21 protein-coding genes are annotated in these 22,007 nt (G+C 71.2%); 15 read left to right on the forward strand and 6 right to left on the reverse strand.

The window, feature by feature from the left end; all coding sequences use genetic code 11:
* Window position 1 precedes the first annotated feature (1 nt).
* The 3 genes from SAVERM_RS24845 to SAVERM_RS24855 all read left to right on the forward strand — a co-directional run bounded on the left by SAVERM_RS24845 (window position 2) and on the right by SAVERM_RS24855 (window position 1,666).
* Window positions 2-538, forward strand: coding sequence for a GNAT family N-acetyltransferase (locus tag SAVERM_RS24845; RefSeq protein ID WP_010986237.1), 537 nt, complete (start codon window positions 2-4; stop codon window positions 536-538).
* A 94-nt stretch (window positions 539-632) separates the two neighbouring features.
* On the forward strand, window positions 633-932 hold the full coding sequence (locus SAVERM_RS24850; RefSeq protein ID WP_010986238.1) for a DUF4229 domain-containing protein: 300 nt from the start codon (window positions 633-635) through the stop codon (window positions 930-932).
* Between the two features lie 92 nt (window positions 933-1,024).
* Complete coding sequence (locus SAVERM_RS24855; RefSeq protein ID WP_010986239.1) at window positions 1,025-1,666, forward strand: TetR/AcrR family transcriptional regulator; 642 nt, start codon at window positions 1,025-1,027, stop codon at window positions 1,664-1,666.
* 27 nt (window positions 1,667-1,693) lie between these two features.
* Here SAVERM_RS24855 and SAVERM_RS24860 read toward each other — a convergent pair whose 3' ends face one another.
* Window positions 1,694-2,620 carry a MaoC family dehydratase gene (locus tag SAVERM_RS24860; protein ID WP_010986240.1) on the reverse strand — a complete coding sequence of 309 codons (927 nt, stop codon included), beginning with the start codon at window positions 2,618-2,620 and terminating at the stop codon, window positions 1,694-1,696.
* A 320-nt stretch (window positions 2,621-2,940) separates the two neighbouring features.
* Between SAVERM_RS24860 and SAVERM_RS24865 the strand changes: the two genes are divergently transcribed.
* Together SAVERM_RS24865 and SAVERM_RS24870 are read left to right on the forward strand one after the other, a co-directional pair.
* Window positions 2,941-4,857, forward strand: a complete 1,917-nt coding sequence (locus tag SAVERM_RS24865; RefSeq protein ID WP_010986241.1) for an AMP-dependent synthetase/ligase — start codon at window positions 2,941-2,943, stop codon at window positions 4,855-4,857.
* Between the two features lie 76 nt (window positions 4,858-4,933).
* The gene (locus SAVERM_RS24870; RefSeq protein WP_010986242.1) at window positions 4,934-5,431 is read left to right on the forward strand and encodes a DUF3515 domain-containing protein; all 498 of its coding nucleotides are present in this window, start codon (window positions 4,934-4,936) and stop codon (window positions 5,429-5,431) included.
* Between the two features lie 113 nt (window positions 5,432-5,544).
* Here the strand turns inward: SAVERM_RS24870 and SAVERM_RS24875 are convergent, their stop codons facing one another.
* On the reverse strand, window positions 5,545-5,748 hold the full coding sequence (locus tag SAVERM_RS24875) for a cold-shock protein (RefSeq protein ID WP_010986243.1): 204 nt from the start codon (window positions 5,746-5,748) through the stop codon (window positions 5,545-5,547).
* 343 nt (window positions 5,749-6,091) lie between these two features.
* On the opposite strand from SAVERM_RS24875, the gene SAVERM_RS24880 reads away from it, so the two are divergent.
* Together SAVERM_RS24880 and SAVERM_RS24885 are read left to right on the forward strand one after the other, a co-directional pair.
* Complete coding sequence (locus tag SAVERM_RS24880; RefSeq protein ID WP_010986244.1) at window positions 6,092-6,940, forward strand: menaquinone biosynthetic enzyme MqnA/MqnD family protein; 849 nt, start codon at window positions 6,092-6,094, stop codon at window positions 6,938-6,940.
* A gap of 78 nt (window positions 6,941-7,018) precedes the next feature.
* Complete coding sequence (locus tag SAVERM_RS24885) at window positions 7,019-8,770, forward strand: serine/threonine-protein kinase (protein ID WP_010986245.1); 1,752 nt, start codon at window positions 7,019-7,021, stop codon at window positions 8,768-8,770.
* Here the strand turns inward: SAVERM_RS24885 and SAVERM_RS24890 are convergent.
* The gene (locus SAVERM_RS24890) at window positions 8,763-9,365 is read right to left on the reverse strand and encodes a hypothetical protein (protein ID WP_037647958.1); all 603 of its coding nucleotides are present in this window, start codon (window positions 9,363-9,365) and stop codon (window positions 8,763-8,765) included. The two genes, SAVERM_RS24885 and SAVERM_RS24890, sit on opposite strands and share 8 nt — an antisense overlap.
* A 104-nt stretch (window positions 9,366-9,469) precedes the next feature.
* Here SAVERM_RS24890 and SAVERM_RS24895 point away from each other — a divergent pair, with 104 nt between their 5' ends.
* The 3 genes from SAVERM_RS24895 to SAVERM_RS24905 all read left to right on the forward strand — a co-directional run bounded on the left by SAVERM_RS24895 (window position 9,470) and on the right by SAVERM_RS24905 (window position 11,989).
* Window positions 9,470-10,213 (forward strand): prepilin peptidase, encoded by a 744-nt coding sequence (locus SAVERM_RS24895; RefSeq protein ID WP_010986247.1) that lies wholly within the window; start codon window positions 9,470-9,472, stop codon window positions 10,211-10,213.
* A gap of 119 nt (window positions 10,214-10,332) precedes the next feature.
* Window positions 10,333-11,532 (forward strand): cyclic dehypoxanthinyl futalosine synthase, encoded by a 1,200-nt coding sequence (gene mqnC / locus SAVERM_RS24900; RefSeq protein WP_010986248.1) that lies wholly within the window; start codon window positions 10,333-10,335, stop codon window positions 11,530-11,532.
* Window positions 11,533-11,539: 7 nt separating this feature from the next.
* Window positions 11,540-11,989 carry an imidazolonepropionase-like domain-containing protein gene (locus SAVERM_RS24905; protein WP_010986249.1) on the forward strand — a complete coding sequence of 150 codons (450 nt, stop codon included), beginning with the start codon at window positions 11,540-11,542 and terminating at the stop codon, window positions 11,987-11,989.
* Between the two features lie 31 nt (window positions 11,990-12,020).
* Here the strand turns inward: SAVERM_RS24905 and SAVERM_RS24910 are convergent, their stop codons facing one another.
* Window positions 12,021-13,070: a chitinase gene (locus tag SAVERM_RS24910; RefSeq protein WP_010986250.1), complete on the reverse strand. Its 1,050-nt coding sequence runs from the start codon at window positions 13,068-13,070 to the stop codon at window positions 12,021-12,023.
* Between the two features lie 307 nt (window positions 13,071-13,377).
* On the opposite strand from SAVERM_RS24910, the gene SAVERM_RS24915 reads away from it, so the two are divergent.
* The 5 genes from SAVERM_RS24915 to SAVERM_RS45370 all read left to right on the forward strand — a co-directional run bounded on the left by SAVERM_RS24915 (window position 13,378) and on the right by SAVERM_RS45370 (window position 20,979).
* Window positions 13,378-13,770, forward strand: a complete 393-nt coding sequence (locus tag SAVERM_RS24915) for a hypothetical protein (RefSeq protein WP_010986251.1) — start codon at window positions 13,378-13,380, stop codon at window positions 13,768-13,770.
* A gap of 20 nt (window positions 13,771-13,790) precedes the next feature.
* Entirely contained in the window at window positions 13,791-16,163 is a 2,373-nt protein-coding gene (locus SAVERM_RS24920) for a bifunctional polysaccharide deacetylase/glycosyltransferase family 2 protein (protein ID WP_010986252.1), read from the forward strand.
* Entirely contained in the window at window positions 16,163-17,578 is a 1,416-nt protein-coding gene (locus tag SAVERM_RS24925) for an acyltransferase family protein (protein WP_010986253.1), read from the forward strand. The genes SAVERM_RS24920 and SAVERM_RS24925 overlap by 1 nt, the downstream gene beginning before the upstream one ends.
* A gap of 72 nt (window positions 17,579-17,650) precedes the next feature.
* Window positions 17,651-18,346, forward strand: coding sequence for a demethylmenaquinone methyltransferase (locus SAVERM_RS24930; protein ID WP_010986254.1), 696 nt, complete (start codon window positions 17,651-17,653; stop codon window positions 18,344-18,346).
* Window positions 18,347-18,477: 131 nt separating this feature from the next.
* Window positions 18,478-20,979: a zinc ribbon domain-containing protein gene (locus SAVERM_RS45370; RefSeq protein WP_010986255.1), complete on the forward strand. Its 2,502-nt coding sequence runs from the start codon at window positions 18,478-18,480 to the stop codon at window positions 20,977-20,979.
* Here the strand turns inward: SAVERM_RS45370 and SAVERM_RS24940 are convergent.
* Together SAVERM_RS24940 and SAVERM_RS24945 are read right to left on the reverse strand one after the other, a co-directional pair.
* Complete coding sequence (locus SAVERM_RS24940) at window positions 20,972-21,310, reverse strand: PASTA domain-containing protein (RefSeq protein WP_078234364.1); 339 nt, start codon at window positions 21,308-21,310, stop codon at window positions 20,972-20,974. The genes SAVERM_RS45370 and SAVERM_RS24940 overlap by 8 nt on opposite strands.
* Window positions 21,311-21,403: 93 nt before the next feature.
* Complete coding sequence (locus SAVERM_RS24945) at window positions 21,404-21,910, reverse strand: GNAT family N-acetyltransferase (protein ID WP_010986257.1); 507 nt, start codon at window positions 21,908-21,910, stop codon at window positions 21,404-21,406.
* Window positions 21,911-22,007: the final 97 nt, after the last annotated feature.

Here is a 22,007-nt window from a genome sequence, read left to right on the forward strand (position 1 = left end):
GATGGCGCCCACCTTCGAACTGGACCCCGCGATCACGCCCGCCCTGCGGGAGGGCGTGCTCGCGCTGTGGGCGGACGTGTCGAACGCGGGCGGCTCCGTCGGCTTCGTGCCGCCGGTGACCGTGGACGACATACGGCCGGAACTGGTGAAGCACTTCGTCGCCCTGGCGGAGGGGCGGACCCGGCTTCTCGTCGGGCGGGACGACGAGGGGGCGGTCGCCGCGACGGCGTTCCTCACGCACAACACCCACCGGCTGATGCGGCACTGGGTGTGGCTCTACACGGTGATGGTGCACCCCCGCCACCAGGGCAAGGGCTACGGGCGGGACCTGCTGGCCGCCGCCGAGGACGCCGCCTCGGGCCTCGACGGGATCGAGGCGATACGGCTCACCTGCCGGGGCGGCGAGGGGCTGGAGAACTTCTACGCGTCCTGCGGCTACAAGGAGGTCGGCCGCGTGCCCGGCGCGATACGGGTGGCGCCCGGGGACGAGCGGGACGACATCACCATGCTGCTGCCGCTGGCGCGCACCGGGTACTGAAGGCCCCCCTGCAAGATCGCGGGGCGATCGTGCTTCACTGGACGGTGCCCTTTGGCATCGTTGGGAACCGTTCGGAACGGAAGAGTGGATTGAGATGCTCCGCTACACACTGATGCGCCTCGGGATCTTCGTGGGCTGCCTCGTGGTCGTCTGGGGTCTCGTCTACTCCGGTATCGCTCCCCGCGGCCTCGGTGACTCCAACTACATGTGGGTCGTCCTGCTCTCGCTCGTGATCTCCGCGCCGATCAGCTTCGTGGTGCTGCGGGGGGAGCGCGACCGGGCGTCGGCCGAGGTGATCGCACGGGTCGACCGGGCGAAGGCGAACCTGGAGGCCAACCGCAACCAGGAGGACGTCGCGGACGACGCGGCGCGGGCACAGGGCCGGGCTTCCTAGCCGACGGCGACAGCGCCACGCCGTTCGGCGGCGGCTGCGGGGCACTCGTTTCCCGGCCGGTCCGTCGGCAGGCAAACCGTACGCTTGCCCGTATGGGCGCAGTGAAGAACAAGCGGATGCCTCGTGCGGTACGCGAACAGCAGATGCTGGACGCCGCCGTGCACACCTTCGGACAGCGGGGGTACCGGGCCGCCTCGATGGACGAGATCGCCGAACTGGCGGGCGTGTCCAAGCCGTTGGTGTACCTGTACCTGAACTCCAAGGAAGACCTCTTCACCGCCTGCATCCGGCGTGAGGCGAAGGCGCTGACCGCCGCGGTGCGCGCGGGCGTACGGCCGGGGCTGCCCGCCGACCGCCAGCTCTGGGACGGGCTGACGGCGTTCTTCACGCACACCGCGCAGAACCCCGACGCATGGTCCGTCCTGCACCTCCAGGCGCGGACGCACGGCGAGCCGTTCGCCGCCGAAGTCACCGCGATGCGCGAGGAGATCGTCGCGTTCGTCACCCAGCTGATCGTGGTCGCCGCGCGTGCCGCACACCGGAACCCGTCCCTCCCGGAGCGTGAAGTGGCCGGGCTCGCGGAGGCGTTGGTCGGTGCGGCCGAGTCGCTCGCGGCCTGGGCCAACACCGCCCCGGGCGTCTCCGCCAAACAGGCCGCGGCCACCTTGATGAACTTCGCCTGGGCGGGACTGGGCGACCTCATGGAGGGCCGCCCCTGGGCCCCGTCGGCCTGAGGAACGACCGGCCGACCGGGACCCTGGTCAGGCGGAGTTCGCGCGATACTCGCGCAGTTCGCCGGTGAGGTGCACCCGCTCCCCGCCCCGCAGCTCGAACCGCCCCCCGTCGGCCGCGTACGTCACGGTGCCCGGCAGCAGCACGGGCGACTTGAACTCGGCCCGCAGTTGGACGGAGGCGTCGGCCGGCTGCTCGGCGAGGCAGCGGGCGACGGTCCACATCCCGTGCGCGATGGCCCGCGGGAAGCCGAACAGGCGGGCGGTGAGCGGGTGCAGGTGGATCGGGTTGCGGTCCCCGGAGACGGCCGCGTACCGCCGCCCGACGTCCGCGGCGAGCCGCCACTCGGCGACCACGGGCAGGGGCTTCGGCTCGGCGGACGGCACGGGTGCGGCCGTGCGGGCGTCCGCTGCGGTGCGGGCGTCCGTCGCGGTGCGCGCGTCCGCCGGGGTGCGGGCGTCCGTCGCGGTGCGCGCGTCCGCCGGGGTGCGGGCGTCCGTCGCCCTCCGGTGCCGCGCCAGATAGGTGCTCCTCGACTCCCATACGAGGCTGCCGTCCACCCGCGCCCCGGTCACCACGGTCGCCTCCGTACCGCGCCGGTGGGGCGTCAGTCCCTCGACGTGCACGGCGAGTTCGTACTCCCCGGTGGCGGCCGGCTCCCGCAGCCGCGTGACCTCGATCGAGGTGTGCACGAGCCCGAGCAGCGGCAGCGGGAAGGCCCGGCTCGCCATGATCCGCATGGCGAGGGGAAAACCGAGGACGTGCGGATAGGTGAGGGGCAGCGCGTCGGCGCCGGTGGGGAAACCGCAGGCGCGCTCATAGGCGGCGAGCCGCGCGAGATCGATCCGCACACCGGACAGGACGAGCCGGCTGTGCGGGAAGGCCGCGTCGGGCCGGGGCCGCTTGAACGGCGACAGCACGGCACCACGGGCGAGAAGGGGAAGCAGGGTCTGCACGGTCGGCTCCCGGCTCGGTCCTAATTTACTCTGGAGTAAGGTTACCGGGGGTAAGGCTACTCAAAGGGCAGGGGCGGGTCGAGATGGGTGACCCCGGCCGAGTGCGCCGACGGCGTTACAGGAGCGCCCGTGAGGTTGCACATCCCCAGCTCCGGACCATCTCGGAACCCGCACGAACTCCCCACTCCGGCCCCGTACGATCCACCTTCTACCACCGGTAACACGGCCGCGGGCGACACCGGCGGTGAACGACCCCCTACGCACGGCACGTACGACAAGCAGCAGAGAACCAGTTCGCTGCCCGCCCCAGGAGCCGCCCTGTGTCCACCCCGTACCCGACCTCGTCGTCGTTCGACCCCGCCGCGCCCGCCTCCGTCGAGCCCGAGATCCGGCGGCTGGACGGGGTGGTGCGCGAGGTGGCCGTGCCGCCGCTCGTCGGGCAGGTGACGCACGGTTCGCTCGCGGACATCCCGTTCGACAACGCGGACGTGGCGCCCGAAGACGTGGTCCTCAGCCGGAAGACGCCGGACGGCGGCTGGACCGATGTGACGGCGGCCGAGTTCGCCGGCCAGGTGCTGGCCGTGGCCAAGGGGCTGATCGCCGAGGGGCTGATGCCGGGCGACCGCCTCGCGATCATGGCGCGTACGACGTACGAGTGGACGCTCCTCGACTTCGCCGCGTGGGCGGCGGGCCTGGTGACCGTCCCCGTCTACCCCACCTCCTCCGTCTTCCAGACCCGCTGGATCCTCCAGGACTCGGGAGCCGTCGCGCTCGCCACGGAGTCCGCGGGCCAGGCGGCCGCCCTCGGCCCGGAGCTCTCCCGCCTGCCCGATCTGCGGCACGTGTGGGTCTTCGACAAGGGACATGTGGAGCGTCTGGCGGAACTGGGGCGCGATGTCCAGGACCAGGAAGTCGCCGTACGACGCGGGGTGCTGGGCCCCGACACCCTGGCCACCCTCGTCTACACCTCGGGCACGACGGGGACCCCCAAGGGCTGCGCCCTCACGCACGGCAACTTCTTCGCGGAGATCGACAACGCGGTCGAACTCCTCTACCCCATCTTCAAGTCGAAGACGAAGGAGGAGGCGTCGACGCTCCTCTTCCTGCCCCTGTCGCACGTCTTCGGCCGGATGGTCGCGGTCGCCTGCGTCCGCGCACGGGTGCGCCTGGGCCATGCGCCGAGCCTCACGACGGAGGATCTGCTCGCGGACCTCGCGAGCTTCCGGCCGACCTGTCTGCTGGCCATCCCGTACATGCTGGAGAAGGTCTTCAACGGGGCCCGGGCGACGGCCGAGAAGGGCGGCCGGGCGTCTTCCTTCGACCGGGCGGTCTCCGTGGCCCGCAAGTACGGCGAGGCGATGGAGACCCGGCAGCAGGGCACCGGCTCCGGCCCCAGCCGGGGCCTGAAGGCGGGCCGCGCCCTCTACGACCCCCTGGTCTACCGCCGCATCCGCAACGCGCTGGGCGGCAGGGTGCGGTATGTGATCTGCGGCGGCTCCCCGCTGGGCCGCCCGCTGGCCGCGTTCTACGCCGGTGCGGGCATCGAGATCTACGAGGGCTACGGACTGACGGAGACGACGGGCGCGGCCACGGTCACGCCTCCGCACAAAACCCGCCTGGGCACGGTGGGCTGGCCGCTGCCCGGCACCCGGGTCCGGATCGCGGCCGACGGGGAGATCCTGCTCAGCGGCGGCCAGGTGTTCCGCGGCTACTGGGATCCGCACGCGGGCGGGGTGGTCCCGGCGACGCCGGACGGCTGGTTCGCGACGGGCGACATAGGCCGGCTGGACGACGAGGGCCATCTGACGATCACGGGCCGCAAGAAGGAGATCCTGATCACCGCGGGCGGCAAGAACGTGGCCCCGGCGCCGCTGGAGAACTGGCTCCGCTCGCATCCGCTGATCTCGCAGGCCTTGGTGGTGGGTGACGGCCGCCCCTATGTCACGGCCCTGCTCACCCTCGATCCCGAGGGCATCACGCACTGGCGCCAGATGAACGGCAAGCACGGCGTCCCGCCGGAACTCCTCATGGACGACGAGGAGTTGTTCTCGGTACTGCAACGCGCGGTGGACGAGGCGAACAAGCTCGTCTCCCGCCCGGAGTCGATCCGCCGCTTCGCCGTCCTGCCGGTGGACTTCACGGAGGAGGCGGGGCATCTGACGCCGTCGATGAAGCTGAGGCGGGAGGCGATCGCCCGGGACTTCGGGCGGGAGATCGAGGGGATGTACGCGCAATAGGGCCGTTCCCGAGGCGGCGAGGCCCGGTTGCGGAACAGCATGAGCATCACAAAAGCGCCCCCGCTAGGGTCGGTACATGAACCCACGACGACGCCTCGCGGCCTACGGCGTGCCCGGCGCCCTCGCGATCGTTCTGCTGCTCGTCGCGGCGGCGTATCTCCGCCCCGGCGGCGAGGTGGAGGCGGCGGTCCCCGCCGTGGACGCGAAGACCGGCCGCATCTGCCGGGCCCTGGCACACGACCTGCCCGACACCGTGGCCGGTCTGAAGCGCCGGGCGACGGACCCCTCGTCGCCGCTCACCGCGGCATGGGGGGACCCCGCGATCGTGCTGCGCTGCGGTGTCCCGCGACCGGCCGAGATGAACAGCGCCGGCGCGGTGGGCGCGGACCTCAAGGGGGTCGGCTGGATGCTGGGCAGCCGCGTCGTGGACGGCCGGCACCTGTGCACCACCACGCTCCGCGAGATCTACGTCGAGGTGAGCGTCCCCACGCGGTACGGCGACGTCTTCGCCCTGGAGGGCCTGGCCGCCGCCGTGCGGAAGAACGTCCCCGAGGGCATCAGCGACCAGTCCTGACACCCTGACCCCGCCCGGCACAAAGGCAGGAGCCCCGACACCTGACGGCGCGGGGCTCCTTGGGTACTGCATCCGTTCCGGATCAAAGCATTGGGCTCAGGAGAGCCGAAGGCTTAGAGCGGGGTGACGTTCTCCGCCTGCGGGCCCTTCGGACCCTGCGTGACGTCGAAGGAAACCGACTGGTTCTCTTCGAGAGAGCGGAATCCGCTCGCGTTGATCGCGGAGTAGTGGACGAAGACGTCCGGGCCGCCGCCTTCCTGGGCGATGAAACCAAAGCCCTTTTCGGCGTTAAACCACTTCACGGTTCCGGTAGCCATAAGCCCTCCTTGGGCCCAAAGGGTTGCCCTGCTCCAGAACCTGCAAGTGTATAAACAACTGCATACGTCTGAAAACGACTAGAGCCCGCGGTCACATGCTCCGCAGGCTCTGTACTGCAAGGGAAACCAAACTGCAACTTGCGGCGAGCCTAGCACGCAGGCAGCCGAATGCAATAGAGGGAAAGATCACGTCACCCGGATGTTTGACCAGGTCGGGTGAAGGGTTGACGACCGGGTGTACGCGCCCTGTCGCAGGCCTTGACACAAGAGGTGCGCGGGGTTTCGAAAACCACACCGGGACCCTGGAGCCTGCACCGTACCTCATGGGGTCTAGCCTCACGATGTGGACAATTCTCGCACCCGGCCGCGCGTCGGCCACATCCAGTTCCTGAACTGCCTGCCGCTGTACTGGGGGCTCGCGCGGACCGGGACGCTCCTCGACTTCGAGCTGACCAAGGACACTCCGGAGAAGCTCAGCGAGAAGCTGGTGCGGGGTGATCTCGACATCGGTCCCATCACGCTCGTCGAATTCCTCAAGCACGCCGACGAGCTGGTCGCCTTCCCGGACATCGCCGTCGGCTGCGACGGCCCGGTGATGTCCTGCGTGATCGTCTCCCAGGTCCCCCTGGACCAGCTCGACGGCGCCCGCGTCGCCCTCGGCTCGACCTCGCGCACCTCCGTGCGCCTCGCCCAGCTGCTGCTGGCCGAGCAGGTCGGCGTGCAGCCCTCGTACTACACCTGCCCGCCGGACCTCCCCCTGATGATGCGGGAGGCCGACGCCGCCGTCCTCATCGGCGACGCGGCGCTGCGCGCCAACCTGAGCGAGGGCCCGAAGTTCGGGCTCGAGGTGCACGACCTGGGCGCCATGTGGAAGAAGTGGACGGGGCTGCCGTTCGTCTTCGCCGTGTGGGCCGCCCGCCGCGACTACCTGGAGCGCGAGCCGGTCGTCACCCGCAAGGTGCACGAGGCCTTCCTCTCGTCCCGGGACCTCTCCCTCGACGAGGTCGGCAAGGTCGCCGAACAGGCCGCGCGCTGGGAGGCCTTCGACCAGGCCGTCCTGGAGCGGTACTTCACCACCCTCGACTTCCGCTTCGGCGCCGCGCAGCTGAAGGCGGTCGCGGAGTTCGCGCGCCGCGTCGGCCCGACGACCGGCTTCTCCGCGGACGTGAACGTGGACCTGCTGACGCCCTGAGAACCGCCCGCGCGTCGCGTACGGCACTACCCTGCTCAGGGAGTGCGGAGCCGGAGCGTACGGGGGAGGGGTGGCGCCATGCAGCCGCTCGAAGTCGGCGAACCCACGGTCGTGGGGCCCTACCGGCTGCTCGGCCGGCTCGGCTCCGGCGGTATGGGCCGCGTCTATCTGGGGCGCAGTACGGGCGGCCGCACGGTCGCGGTCAAGATCGTGCACCCGCACTTCGCCCTCGACGAGGAGTTCCGCGCCCGCTTCCGGCGCGAGGTGGAGGCGGCGCGCCGGGTCGGCGGCGCCTGGACCGCGCCGGTGCTCGACGCCGACCCGGAGGCGTCCGTGCCCTGGGTCGCGACCGGGTACGCGGCGGGTCCCTCGCTGGCCGCCGCCGTCACCGACGGCGGACCGCTGCCCACCCATTCCGTACGGGCCCTGGGCGCCGGACTCGCGGAGGCGCTGTCGGCGGTGCACGGACTGGGCCTCGTCCACCGGGACGTGAAGCCCTCGAACGTGCTCCTCACCCTCGACGGGCCCCTGCTCATCGACTTCGGTATCGCCCGCGCCACCGACGGCACGGCCTCCCTGACCTCCACGGGCGTCTCCGTCGGCTCGCCCGGCTACATGTCGCCCGAGCAGATCCTCGGCAAGGGGATCGCGGGCGCGGCGGACGTCTTCTCGCTGGGCGCGGTCCTGGCGTACGCGGGAACCGGCGCACCTCCCTTCCCCGGCGACTCCTCGGCCTCGCTCCTCTACAAGGTCGTGCACGAGGAGCCCGAACTCGGCTCGCTGGAGGGGGAGTTGCGGGAGCTGGTCGCCCACTGCCTGGCCAAGGACCCGGACGGGCGGCCCGGCCCCGCCGAGGTGGCCGAGCGGCTCGCCCCGCAGGGCGCGGCCCGGCTGGTCACGGGCGGCTGGCTGCCGGGACCCCTGGTGGAGCAGGTCAGCCGCAGCGCCGTGCAGCTGCTGAACCTGGACGTGGCGGGGGCGGCGGAGGCGGTGCCCTCGGGGCCCGTGGAGTTCAGCACTCCTTCGGTGCGGCCGCCGACCGGTGTCTTCGGACCGCCGCCCGACCTGGCCACGCCCGCCTATATGCCGGCGCCCCGCCCCGCGGAGGCGCAGCCGCGCCCCGAGCCGCAGCCGCAACCACAGCCGCAACCGCAGTCACAGCCGCCCGCGCAGCCGCAGGACGCCGTGCCGGGAGTGCCGCTGGCCGTCGCCCCCGAGTCCGGGCCGCCCGGCAGGGTCTCGGTGAGCGTGGCCGCGACCTCGGCGCCCGGAACCGGTGGCCGGGGGCGCCGGGTGAGTTGCACGGTCGCGCTGGCTGTCGCGGGCGCGCTGGCGACCGTGACCGTGGGGTCCGCGTTCCTCTTCGGCCTGCTGGAGGGCGGGGATTCGAGCGGCGGCGACAGCAGCGGGAGCGCGGACAGTCCGCCCGCCGCGACCGCGAGCGCCAGCCGGTCGGACCCCGGTGACGGGGCGGACGGTGCCGTCCCCAAGTCCTACCTGGGCACCTGGGAGGGCGACGCCCTCGCCCTGGGCGGCACACTGCCCGCGGGCACGTTCCGCGTGACCATCGGCGAGGCCGCCGTCGGCAAGGAGATCGGCACCTTCCGGTCGACCGATCAGCTCGGCGGCACCTGCGACGACGTACTCCTTCTCAAGAAGGCCACGGCGCAGCAGCTCGTCGCCACGAGCGTGGCCAAGGACACCAACCCCTCGACGTGCACGACCGGGAGGCACGAGGTGCGGCTGACGCCCGTCGGGGACGACCTCAGCTACGAGACGGACAATCAGGCGGCCGGGAATCCGACATCACGGATGTCGAAGGTCAAGTAGTCGGCGGGGGAGGGCCGTTCGGGGCCTGCCGGCGGAAGTACGCGGCCAGGCCGCCGGCCAGCAGGGCCGTGCCGGTCACGGTCGCGGCGAGGCCCACGGCCCACACGTAGGGGTACTGCGTGTGGACCCAGCAGGCGCCGCCCTCGCGGTAGCAGTCGTACCCGCGGTGGCGTTTCTTCGGCACGAACGCCGCGAAGACCACGAGGAGCAGCAGCGCCGACAGCGCCGCACCGGCCAGGGCCGACGCGGACCAGCCGAGCGAACGGGCCCTGCTCCGACGCCAGTTCACCCGGCCGAACGACGTGAGCGCGGCGGCCGCGGCCCACGGCAGCAGCACGCCCACGGTGGCCGCGAAGCCGTACCCCCCGCCGGGCCAGCCGGGAGCCGTGCCGCGCCAGATGTCCGGCCCCCAGGCCCGGTCCGCGACGGCGAATCCGATCAGCAGCGCGGCCACGGCCAGAGCGACCGCACAGCCCAGTACCGTCTCCCGCTTCGACCCCCGGGACCCTCGCACGGGCCCGCGGTCGCGCACATGCGCGTAGCGGAGTGCGGCACCCGCCGCCTTCCGCCGCTTCGGCCGTGCCGATCCGCCCACGCGTCCCGCCCCTCCCCGTCCCACGGCGACGGCCGCCGCCGGTGACCCATGCTGACGAAATCCGCGCCCTCCCCGCAATGTGATCCGCTCCGTAAGGTGTCGGCGTGGACGTGGACTTCGATGTCTGGCTGACCGGCCCTGCCGCTCTGTGGGGTGCGGCGGCGGGTCTGCTCGTGCCCCGGGCCGCGTATCGCCTCTGCGTGGAACCCGACGAGCCGTGGCGCGACCGGTGTCCGCGGGGGCACCCGATCACCGGTGGCCCCGGCGGCTGGCTCGGACGGGCGCGGTGCCCGGACGGCACGGTGTACGGGCCCTCCGCCGTCCTCGTCTGCGCCGCCACCGCCCTGGTCTGCGCGGCCCTCGCCCTCGCCACCGGCACCCGCCCCGAACTGGCCGTCTGGCTGCTGCTCGCGCCCCTCGCCGTGCTGCTGACGATCGTGGACTTCCGGGTGCAGCGGCTGCCGGACGTGCTCACGCTCCCGCTCGCGGGTGCCGCGGCCGCCCTGCTGGGCGTGGCCGCGCTCGCGCCCGAGCACGCGGGGGAGTGGCTGACCGCGCTGCTCGGGGCGCTCGCGCTCGGCGGCGCGTACTTCGTCCTCTTCCTCGTCAACCCGAACGGCATGGGCTTCGGCGACGTCAAACTGGCGCTGGGGCTCGGGGCGGTGCTCGGCTGGTACGGGTGGAGCACGGTCGTCCTGGGCACGTTCGCCGGGTTCCTGTTCGGCGGGCTGTACGGGCTGGGGCTCGTGGCCTCGCGGCGGGCCGGGCGCAGGACGTCGATCCCGTTCGGGCCGTTTCTGATCGCGGGGGCGTTCGTGGGGCTGCTGATCGGGGCTTACACCAGTTAGTGCCGCTCACGTGGGGCAGCGCTGCTCGCACCCGCTAGCGCTGCCTGACGTCGGGTGGCGGACGGCCCTGGCGTAGGCTGGTTCGGACTGTCCACAACCCTTACGAAAGGGACGCTCCGGTGACCGAGAAGGCCGACCTTCAGTCCGTCCTCGACCGTGCCGCCGCGGGCGGGCGGATCACCCCCGAGGAGGCGCTCGACCTCTACCGGGACGCCCCGCTGCACGCGCTGGGCGCCGCCGCCGACGCCGTACGCCGGCGGAGGTACGCAGGGACCGAGCACATCGCCACGTACATCATCGAGCGGAACATCAACTACACGAACGTGTGCGTCACGGCGTGCAAGTTCTGCGCCTTCTACGCGGCCCCCAAGGACACGGCCAAGGGCTGGACCCGCGACCTCGACGACATCCTGCGCCGCTGCGCGGAGACCGTCGAACTCGGCGGCACGCAGATCATGTTCCAGGGCGGACACCACCCCGACTACGGCGTCGAGTACTACGAGAAGCACTTCGCCGCGATCAAGGAAGCCTTCCCGCAGCTGGTCATCCACTCCCTCGGCGCGTCCGAGGTCGAGCACATGGCCCGGATCTCCGGCGTCTCCGTCGAGGAGGCGATCCAGCGCATCCACACCGCCGGCCTCGACTCCTTCGCGGGCGCGGGCGCGGAGCTCCTGCCCGAGCGGCCCCGCAAGGCGATCGCCCCCCTCAAGGAGTCCGGGGAGCGCTGGCTGGAGATCATGGAGACGGCGCACCGGCTGGGGGTCGAGTCGACGTCCACCATGCTGATGGGCACGGGCGAGACCAACGCCGAGCGCATCGAGCACCTGCGGATGATCCGTGACGTACAGGACCGGACGGGCGGCTTCCGGGCCTTCATCCCGTACACGTACCAGCCGGAGAACAACCACCTCAAGGGCCGTACGCAGGCCACGCTCTTCGAGTACCTGCGGATGATCGCCATCGCCCGCCTCTTCTTCGACAACGTGGCCCACATCCAGGGCTCGTGGCTGACCACCGGCAAGGAGGTCGGCCAGCTCTCCCTGCACTACGGCGCGGACGACCTCGGCTCGATCATGCTGGAGGAGAACGTCGTCTCCTCGGCCGGCGCCAAGCACCGCTCGAACCGCATGGAGATCATCGACCTGATCCGCAAGGCGGGACGGGTGCCGGCCCAGCGCGCGACGACGTACGAGCACCTCGTCGTGCACGACGACCCGGCGAACGACCCGGTCGACGAGCGGGTCATGTCCCACATCTCGTCGACGGCGATCGAGGGCGGAACGGCGCACCCCGAGCTGAAGCTCCTCACCTCCAACTAGCGTCCCGGTGCTGACCATTCACGCCGCCGACGAACTGCGGTACACGTGGGACGACCCGGAGCCGGTCAAGGACGGCGCCGTCGCCGTGCAGGGCGTCCGGGTCGCCGCCACGGGGTCACTGGCCGAGCTCCAGGAGCGGTTCCCGGGGGCTCGTGTACGGCGCTGGCCCGGTGTCCTCGGGCCCGCCCGCGTCCACGAGGGCCCGCTCCCGGACGCGCCGACACCGCGTGAACGCGTTCACGCGGTGCTGAAGCTGGGCGCGGTGGCCGTGCTGGAGGAGTACGCCGGTACGCCCGAACTCCGGGCAGCCGCCGAGCGGAACGACGTCGTCGTCCTGTCCCGCGGCCGGCGCACGGCGATCGTCGACATGGGCCGCGCCGACCTCGCGGTCTTCGACGGGGCGGGCGCGTGCATCGCCACGGTGTGCGCCGGGCGCCTGGTCCACCGCCGCCGTTAGGGTCCCTCCGGCGGGCGGCCACGGGGCCCGGTCACCCCGCGAACGCCTCGGCGAACGCGCCGCTCGTCTGCTTCACCCCGCTGCAGTCGGTCGCCGCGTCGTTCGACTTCGAGCCGTCGTCACACTGCTGGTCCCGGAACGTCGACCACATCGACACCCACGCCACGCCCTTCTCCTCTGCGAACGACCGCACCTGGGCCGCGTCCGCGAGCGTGAACGTCTCGTTGTCGACGTCGTTGACACCGATCATCGAGGTCAGGGCGAGGCCCTGCCAGGCGCCCTTGCTCGACAGCCCGAACACGTCCGCCAGTTGGTCGTGGGCCGCCTCGGCCGAGGTGAGGGCGTAGTCGCCCATGTCGCCGTCGTACGAACTGCCGTAGTTCATCGTCATGATGTTGACGGTGGCGACCTGTACGGAGTTGTCGTTCGCGGACTCCAGCAGGGCGATGCTGTCGTCGTCCAGGCCCGCGGGCATGACCGGCAGCGTGAAGGAGACGCTCAGGTCGGAGCGGTCCTTCTGCAGCAGCGCGATCGCTTGGGAACGCAGCTCGACCGAGGCCGAGTCCGTGAGCGTGTCGCCCTCGATGTCGAAGTCGGCCAGCGTCGCCCCGGCGGCGTCCAGCGCCGCACCGTAGGCCTCCGCGAGCTTCGACGCGCTGGAGCAGGTTTCGGCCAGTTCCTTCCCGGACGCCCCGCCGAAGGAGACGCGGACGCTCGCACCGGATTCCTTCAGCGCCGAAATCCGCGATGCCACCGCCGAGTTGCCGATCGCGTACGTCCCGTTCCACTTCGGCGTGCAGTCGCTGCCGTCCGAGATCACGAAGGCCAGGTTGTACGTCGACGGCGACCCGGCCGGGTCCATGTCCGAGGCGGTCGTGGCACTCACGTACGGGGCGTACGCGGTGCTGGACGTCTGTGCCTGCCGCGTCGGTGAGCCGGTCGGTGAGCCGGCCGGTGAGCTGGTCCCCGACGGCTCGGAGGAGGCCGTGTCCGACGAGCCGTCACCGCCCGAGGAGCACCCCGCACAGGCCATGGTCACCAGGCAAACAATCCCGGCGGCCGGCTTCAGGAAACTCCTCATTGCGCATGCACCCGCTCTCGTGATTTCTGTCTCAGGATGGAAACAAAGCGCGATTCCCAAGTGGAAAGGTGTCACACCCGACCGTGGACCTTGAATGCGGGAGAGGCACGGAATCCCCGTGAGGGAAAGTGCATAAGACGGATAAGTCGGGTGCTGAAAGGGTGCATATCGCCCATATGTGTCGGTCATTGGCTGCGCAGACGTTCTGGGATTCTCTCAGGAAAGTGACAGGATGGACCGTTTCTCATGGGCGCCTCACATGTGAAGCAAAGGAGTCGGCACATAAAGGGCCCCTAATATCCGGGGAATGCAATCCGAGTCCGACATCGAAAACCGTTCCCCTGTGCGCGGCCGCGGCCGCAAACGCGGCAATGGGTCCGAAGAGGGCCCCGTATTCGTTGACAACTCCGGGCGCAGGTCACGACTGCTGCGCCGGTTCGGGATCCTCGTCTGCGTGGCCTGTCTGGGCTACGTGGTCGTGCTCGGCATGGCGTTCATGGGGTGGGGCACCTCGCTGAGCAACTCGATCACGCCCTTCGGCGGCGGCCAGGCCGCCCCCGGCGGCGGGGGTCTCGGGCCGCAGGGCGGCGGCGCTCGCACCGGCACCCCGCCCTCGGGCGTCCCCACCGGAGCGCCCACGGGCGCCGCCCCGTCGGCGGCAGTGACCCCCGGCGCGGCCTCCTCCACCGGCGCCAACTGACCCGGAGCGCAGACACACCCATGACTAAGACGACGCCTTCGCGCGGCCGCCGGCGCGCCCCTTCCCGGATGGAACGGGCCGCCGGCAAGGCCGCCGCGCTGCAGAAACCGCGCGTGATCCTCGCCCTGCTGCTCCTGCTGGGCCTGACGAGTGTGATGCTCCTTGACGGCTACCTGCGGGGCGAGGTTTTCAGCGACCAGCGCGTACGCGACAGCGCCGCCTACGACAAGGTGCCGAAGAAGATCCTCGAAGCGGGCCCGATCTTCACGTCCAGCAACGGCACGGTGGACCCGAAGTCGGTACCGAAGAAGACCATCGTCCTGACCTTCGACGACGGTCCGAACCCCACGTACACCGAGAAGGTCCTCAAGATCCTCCAGGACAACGACGTGCCCGGCACGTTCTTCCTGGTCGGCTCGATGGTCACGCGTTACCCGGACGCCGTGAAGGACATGGTCGACCAGGGCAACGAGGTCGGCATCCACACCTTCACGCACGTCGACCTCTCGTACCAGAGCACCGCGCGCGTCGAACGCGAGCTGAACCAGACCCAGCTCGCCCTCGCGGGGGCGGCGGGCATCACGACGACGCTGTTCCGCGCGCCGTACTCGGCGGAGGCCGACGCCATCGACAACTACAGCTGGCCGGTCTACCAGCGGATGGCCAAGCTGGGCTACACCAGCGTGTTCATCGACACCGACAGCGACGACTGGAAGCAGCCGGGCGTCGCGAGCATCATCAAGACGGCCACGCCGAAGAAGAACAACGGCGCCTCGGTCCTGTTCCACGACGCGGGCGGCGACCGCGACCAGACCCTGGTGGCGTTGCCGAAGTACATCAAGAAGATGAAGGCGAAGGGCTACACCTTCACCACCGTCAGCGGCGCCCTGGCCAAGGACCGGGCGTCGACCGCCGCCGGCAGGGCGGGCGCGGGGACCGGGACCGGGCAGCAGCCGATCGATCAGACGGCGAACGGCGGGGCGGCGAACGGTGGGACGGCGAACGGTGGGACGGCGAACGGTGGGACGGCGAACGGCCGGCAGCCCGGCGCGGCTGCCGGCACGGGCACGGCCACCGGCGCGACCGCGACCTCGATCGAGCAGGCCGCCCACCGGAAGGCCACCGGCGCGACCCTGTACGAGGGCAAGGCCCTGGTCGCGGCGGTCGCCCTCGCCGAGTGGAGCATGCCGGCGCTCGCGTCCGGTCTGGTCGTCGTGGGCGTCGCCGTCATGGGCCGGTTCGCGATGATGCTCGTCCTCGCCCGCACCCACTACCGGCAGCGCAACAAGCGCCGGTTCAGCTGGGGGCCGGAGATCACCAGGCCGGTCAGCGTGATCGTGCCCGCGTACAACGAGAAGGAGTGCATCGAGAACACGATCAACTCCCTCGCGCAGTCCACGCATCCGATCGAGATCATCGTCGTCGACGACGGCTCGACGGACGGCACGGCCGACATCGTGGAGGCCATGCGGATACCCAACGTCCGGGTCCTGCGCCAGGAGAACGCGGGCAAGCCTGCCGCGCTCAACAACGGAGTGCGCAACGCCAGTTACGACATCGTCGTGATGATGGACGGCGACACCGTCTTCGAAGCGGACACCGTGCGCCGGCTCGTGCAGCCCTTCGCGGACGACGAGGTCGGCGCGGTCGCGGGCAACGCCAAGGTCGGCAACCGCGACACCGTCATCGGCGCCTGGCAGCACATCGAGTACGTGATGGGCTTCAACCTCGACCGCCGCATGTACGACCTGCTGCGCTGCATGCCCACCATTCCGGGCGCCATCGGCGCGTTCCGCCGCGAGGCGGTCCTGGAGGTCGGCGGGATGAGCGAGGACACGCTCGCCGAGGACACCGACATCACCATCGCCATGCACCGGGGCGGCTGGCGGGTCGTCTACGAGGAGCACGCGCGCGCGTGGACCGAGGCGCCCGGCTCGCTGAAGCAGCTGTGGTCCCAGCGCTACCGCTGGTCGTACGGCACCATGCAGGCGCTGTGGAAGCACCGCAAGTCCCTGACGGACCGGGGTCCATCGGGCCGCTTCGGCCGGGTCGGGATGCCGCTCGTCGTGATCTTCCAGATCGTCACGCCCGTCTTCGCGCCGCTGATCGACGTCTTCACGGTCTACTCGATGATCTTCGTGGACTTCTGGGCGTCCCTGCTCGCCTGGCTGGCGGTGCTCGTCGTCCAACTCGTCTGCGCCGCCTACGCGTTCCGGCTCGACCGCGAGAAGTACCGGTATCTCCTGATGATGCCGCTGCAACAGCTCGCGTACCGCCAGATGATGTACCTCGTCCTGATCCACTCCTGCATCACGGCCCTCACCGGCGGCCGCCTGCGCTGGCAGAAGCTGAAGCGCACGGGCGAGGTCGGCACCCCGGCGGGGGTGAGCTGATGAGCTGGGGACCCGAGCAGCAACAGGGGTACGGCTACGGGCAGCAGCCACAGCCGCAGTCACAGCCGTACGGGCAGCCCTCGCAGTCACAGCCTCAGCCGTACGGACAGCAGCAGCCACTGGCACAGCCGTACGGGCAGCAGTATCCGCCGCCGTACGGGCAGCAGCAGCCGTACGGGCAGGGGTACGTCCAGCCCGGACCGTACGAGCAGCAGTGGCAGCACGCTCCCGCGCAGCCGGAGGCCGCGGCCGTCACCAGCACGGTCCAGATGGATCCGGTCCCGGCGGCACCCGAAGCGGAAGCGCCCGAGGGCGCGACATCGGGGGCGGACGCCCCGGCACCGGGGGCGGACGCTCCGGAACCCCGGCCGAAGGCGAAAGCCGGCGGGCGCGACCGCTACTTCGACGCGCTGCGCGCCGTCGCGCTGGTCCGTGTCGTGACGTACCACACCTTCGGCTGGGCCTGGGCCGGCCTGGTCTTCCCGTCCATGGGTGTGATGTTCGCGCTCGCCGGCACCCTGATGGCGAAGTCGCTGGAGCGTCCCGCGCTCAAGGTGGTCAAGAGCCGGATGCGCCGGCTCCTGCCCCCCTTCTGGTTCTGGGGAGTCTTCGTCGTGCTGGCGATGATGATCCATGGCTGGATGCCGGGCTGGGAGATCGTCTACTGGATCGTGCCGGTCGGCGACCCGCCGGGCAACGCGTGGGGCTCGCAGGCGTACGAGATCCTCTGGTACCTGCGCACGTACCTCTGGTTCGTCTGGCTCTCCCCGGTGCTCCTGTGGGTGTTTCGCAAGGCGCCGATCCCGGTGCTGCTGCTCTCCCTCGTCCCGATCGTGGTCTTCCAGTTCGGCTGGCAGCCGCCGTGGAACCGCTTCGGCAGCGCGCTGACGGACATCGCCACCTATCTGTTCTGCTGGCTCGTCGGCTTCGCGCACCGCGAGGGCGTGCTCCAGCGGCTGAAGCCCGTCGCGGTGGTCGCGCTGTCGCTGGCCGCGCTCGCGTACGGCGGCTGGTACGCCTTCGCGCACCAGGGGGAGTTCGGCACCTACGACCTGGACGAGAACCCGCTCGCCCAGGCCTTCTGGTCGGCCGGCTTCGTGGCGCTGCTGATGTACTTCAAGGCGCACTACGACGTCGACTTCGCGTGGCTGGCCCGCTTCAAGCGGCTCGACCGGATCGTGACGATCTTCAACGGGCGAGCGGTGACGATCTATCTGTGGCACGAGATCGCGCTGATCCTCGCGGTCCCGCTGATCGACCAGTTCTGGAAGGTGCCCGCCTTCGAGAAGTGGCTGCCGCTGGAGAGCCAGTGGTTCATGTTCGGCATCGGCTGGGCGCTGATCTGGATCGCCGTCCCGCTGGTGGGCTGGGTCGAGGACGTGGCCGCGAAGAAGAAGCCGAAGCTGCTGCCCTGAGGAGCAGTTCACCGACCGGCGTACGGGCCGGGCGCCTCCGACGCGCCCGGCCCGTGCTGCCACAATGGGGGCGTGACCCGCGCATCTCTGGACAAGCAGCCGCACGAAGTCGCCTCGATGTTCGACGACGTGGCGGAACGGTACGACCTGACGAACGACCTGCTGTCGCTCGGACAGGACCGGGTGTGGCGCCGGGAGGTCGCGAAGGCGGTCGACGCCCGGCCCGCGCAGAAGATCCTGGACCTGGCGGCGGGCACCGCCACCTCCTCGCTCCCCTTCGCCCGTGCGGGTGCGTACGTCGTCCCCTGTGACTTCTCCCTCGGGATGCTTCGCGTCGGCAAGAAGAACCACCCCTGGCTGCCGCTCACGGCGGGCGACGCGACGAAGCTGCCCTTCAAGGACGACACCTTCGACGCGGTGACGATCTCCTTCGGGCTGCGCAATGTCCAGGACACCGATACCGCGCTGAGCGAGCTGTACCGGGTGACCAAGCCGGGCGGCCGCGTCGTGATCTGCGAGTTCTCGCACCCGACGTGGGCGCCGTTCCGCACGGTCTACACCGAGTACCTGATGCGCGCGCTGCCGCCGGTCGCCCGTGCCGTCTCGTCCAACCCCGACGCGTACGTCTATCTCGCCGAGTCGATCCGCGCCTGGCCGACCCAGCCCGAGCTGGCCGAGCGGCTGCGCAAGGCCGGCTGGTCGAAGGTGGCGTGGCGGAACCTGACGGGCGGAGTCGTGGCGCTGCACCGGGGATTCAAGGCCGTCTAGCCCCAGATTCCTGAGGTGCCGGTCAATTCATCCGTACGAGGGTGGGGCTGACGGGAACCGGTCAACGAAAATCTCCGTCCGTTGCTTACGTCCGATCACGGCATGAGACTTATGAATGACGGAGCGTTTGCATGGCGTCGTACTGCCCGCACTGCGGGGCACCCTCTCCCGCCGAGGCCCGCTTCTGCATGCGGTGCGGGCGCGAACGGGTAGCGGTGGCGTCCGACGCGTCCGACGTATCCGACGCGTCCGAAGCACCCGACGCATCTGCGCCCGAGGTGTCTGCGGCGCCCGAGGTGCCCGAGGTGTCCGCCGTTTCGCCGGTCGCGCCTCCCGCCGTCCCGCCCGTCGCGCCTCCCGTCGGCCCGCCGCCCCCGGCGTACGCCCCCGGTCCCGCCCGGCCCTCGCCCGTCGGCGCCTTCCTCGGCCGTACCTTCCGCGGTGACTGGGCCGGAGCCGCACAGGCCGCGCTGTGGCCCGTAGGACTGCTGCTGGTCTCCGCCGTGGCCCTGGGAATCCCCAAGTACGGGCAGGACTCCGAGGAATTCGTCGGCTTCGGCGACCGGCTGCGGATCGCGCTGGCGCTGCTGCTCCAGGCGCTCGGCGGCGGCTTCGAGGTGAAGGCCGCGTCGGGCTCCGGCTACGGCTACGGCTCCGGTACCGGGTTCGGCGGCGGCTACGACCAGGGAGCGGCCGGGGACGTCACGGGCGGGGGTTCCTTCTCGCTGGTGCCGCTGACGGTCACGGTCCTGTGGATCGCCGCGCTCTGCGTCGGCGTACGCCTCCTGCGCGGGCGGCTCGCGGTGCGCGCCCCGGGCAGTCCGACCGCCGGACTCGAGGCCGCCGTGCGGGTGGCGCTCCTGGTGACCGGAGCCGTACTGCTCCTCGGCCTCTTCGCCCAGCCCACCATCGCGGGCGTCGAGATCTCCGCCTCCCCGGCGCTCTCCGCACTGGGTGCCCTGCTGCTCTCCCTCGCCGTGGCCTGCGGCGTGCTGCACCGCGTCGGCCCGGACCAGTGGTGGGCCGCTCACCCCGGCGCCCGGACGCTGCTGCGCGCCACGGGTACGGCGCTGCGCGCCCTGACCGTCGTCCTCGCGCTCTGCTCGGTCGTCGCGTTCATCACCGTCGCCCGGCTCGACGACCTGGACCAGGCGTGGAGCGCGGACGGCGTCTCACCGCTCCTGGTCGCGCTCCTCGTACTGCCCAACCTCGCCGTGCTGGCGCTCGGTCTTTCCTGGGGCGTGCCCGTCGGGGCGCGGGCGCAGGGGAGTTCGCCGTACGGCGGCGGCTACGAGCACCACGCCTTCGGGCTCTCCGAACTGGCCGACGTCACCAACGCCTGGGCGGTCGTGGGCGCGCTGGCGCTCGGTGTGGTCTGCGCGCTGATCCTGGGCGTCGTCGCCGCGCGCCGCTCGACGAGCCGCGGGGAACAGCTGCTGGCGGCGGGCGTCTTCCTCGGCCTGTTCCTGATCCTGGCCGGGCTCGGCGGCCTCGGCACCGAGATGTCGGGCAGTACGTCCTCGGACTTCGGTTCCTCGGGCCTGTCCGCGGGCGGCACGCTCGACGCGGGGCTGAGCTTCCCCGAGGCACTGCTCTTCGGGCTGCTGTGGATCTCCGCGGCGACGTTCGTGGCGCCGTATCTGGTGCGGGTGGCCGGCGGACGGACGGGCATGAGCGCACCGCCCACGGTTCCGCCGGGCCCGCCGGTTTCCCCGGTTTCCCCGGTTTCCCCGGTTTCCCCGGTTTCCCCGGTTCCGCCGGTTCCGCCGGTTTCCCCGGTTCCGCAGACTCCGGTGGGCCGGCCGATGCCGCCCGTGCCGCCGGTGCCGAGCACGCCCGCGCACACTCCCACCGCGTACGACCTCCACGCCTTCCCACTCGGCCCGCAGCCGCCCGCCGCCGCCCCGAAGCCCCGCAGCCGCGCCGTGGTCTGGGCTGTGACGCTCGCCGTCGCGTTCGTCGTGGGCGGGGGCGCGGCGGCCGGTGTGCTGGTCTGGCAGGACCACCAGAAGGGCGATACGTCCTCCGGCAAACCGAGGACGAAGCCGACGGCGACGGCCTCCGACTCGCCGTCGGCGACGCCGTTCGCGGACCCGACGAGCGGGGCGACGGACACGGCCACGGACGAAGCGACGGACAGGGCGACGGACGGGGCCACCGGCGAAGCCACTGCCTCCCCCTTCGAACTTCCCGCCGGCTACCACCGGTTGGACGACCCCTTCGGTTTCTCCCTCGCCGTACCCGACGTCTGGGCGCGCGAGGGCGTGAAGAACGGCACGCAGGTGACGTACGCGGGCTCGACCGGTCTGGAGCACGTGCAGGTCGGCGTCATCGCGAACGCGGGCTACACCTCGTACGACAACTTCCTGACCCTGGAGAAGACGGCGAAGAAGAAGGACGCCGGCTACCAGCGGATCAGGCTGGAGCGGAACACCTTCCAGGGCCGCGACGGCGCGATCTGGGAGTACACGTACACCGACGGGTCCGGCCGCACCGTCCACGCGGCGGACCAGGGCTATGTCGCCGAGGACGGCACCGAGTACGCGATCATGCTCGTCGGCAAGGACGAGCTGTGGGAGGGCGGCCTGGCCGAGACGTTCCGGGTCGCCCTCGACTCCTGGCAGCTCACCTGAGGACCTTGAAGGGGTCACCCGGTTCGTCCAGCTCGCGGCGCAGCCCGCCCGGTGGCGGAATGGGCCGGCGCGGCTCGTGCACCCCCGCGCCCCCGCCGCCCCCGCCCTCGCCGAGGTCGAACCACACGGTGACCACGGCACCGCGCGGCACCTCCGTGCCGGGCGGGGGATATTGGCGCACGACGAAGTCGAGGAACGTGAGAGGGGAGTCGGGGCGGTCCGGCGCGGCGAGCAGCACGCCGCCCGCCTCGGCCGTCTCGCGCGCGTCCACGGCCATCAGGCCGACAAGCCGCGGCACGCGCACTTCGGGTGTTTTGGGCGGTATATGCACAGATGTCACCCCCAGCGGTACTGGAAGGGTAACCGCACGGGGGTGTCGGCCGGAAGCGTCAGATGTCTTTCTGTAGCAGTTGGTTACATACAGTCACAGCTCGCGTCGGTAGCAGTGCCCGAGTCGCTGGGCGGTCGGCGTGGTGAAGGTCTCCACCAGCTCCATGCCGAGACGTCGGGTCACGGCGATGGAGCGTTCGTTGCGGGCGTCGACCATGGCGACGACGCCGGACACGCCCGCCGCGCGCACCCGTTCGAGGGTGGCGTGCGCGGCGGCGGTGACGTACCCCTTGCCCCAGTGGGCCCGCCCGAGCCGCCAGCCGATCTCGATCTCGCCCTTCGGGCCCCACTCGTGCGGCCACGGCTGCGCGCCCGTGAAGCCGATGACCTCGCCCGACTCGTCGAGCAAGGTCCACAGACAGAAGCCGCGCTCGGCGTCGTGCCTGCGCTGACGGGCGGTGAGCTCCTCGTAGACCGACAGTTCGGCGGCCTTGCCGCCGTGGAACTCCATGACCTCGGGGTCGGCGAAGATCCGGTGCCAGGCGAAGGCGTCCTCGTCGGTGGGGACGCGCAGCCGTACGTCGGGGAGAGCTCTGTTCACAGGGGCAGCCCTTCAGGCAGGTGGGTCGGTACCGCTGAATAGACTGCCCATGTCCAGTGCCCGTCAGCACGTTGATTTCGAGTCTTGGGGAGCCCCC

This window comes from Streptomyces avermitilis MA-4680 = NBRC 14893 (assembly GCF_000009765.2).
Taxonomy (GTDB): Bacteria; Actinomycetota; Actinomycetes; order Streptomycetales; family Streptomycetaceae; genus Streptomyces; species Streptomyces avermitilis.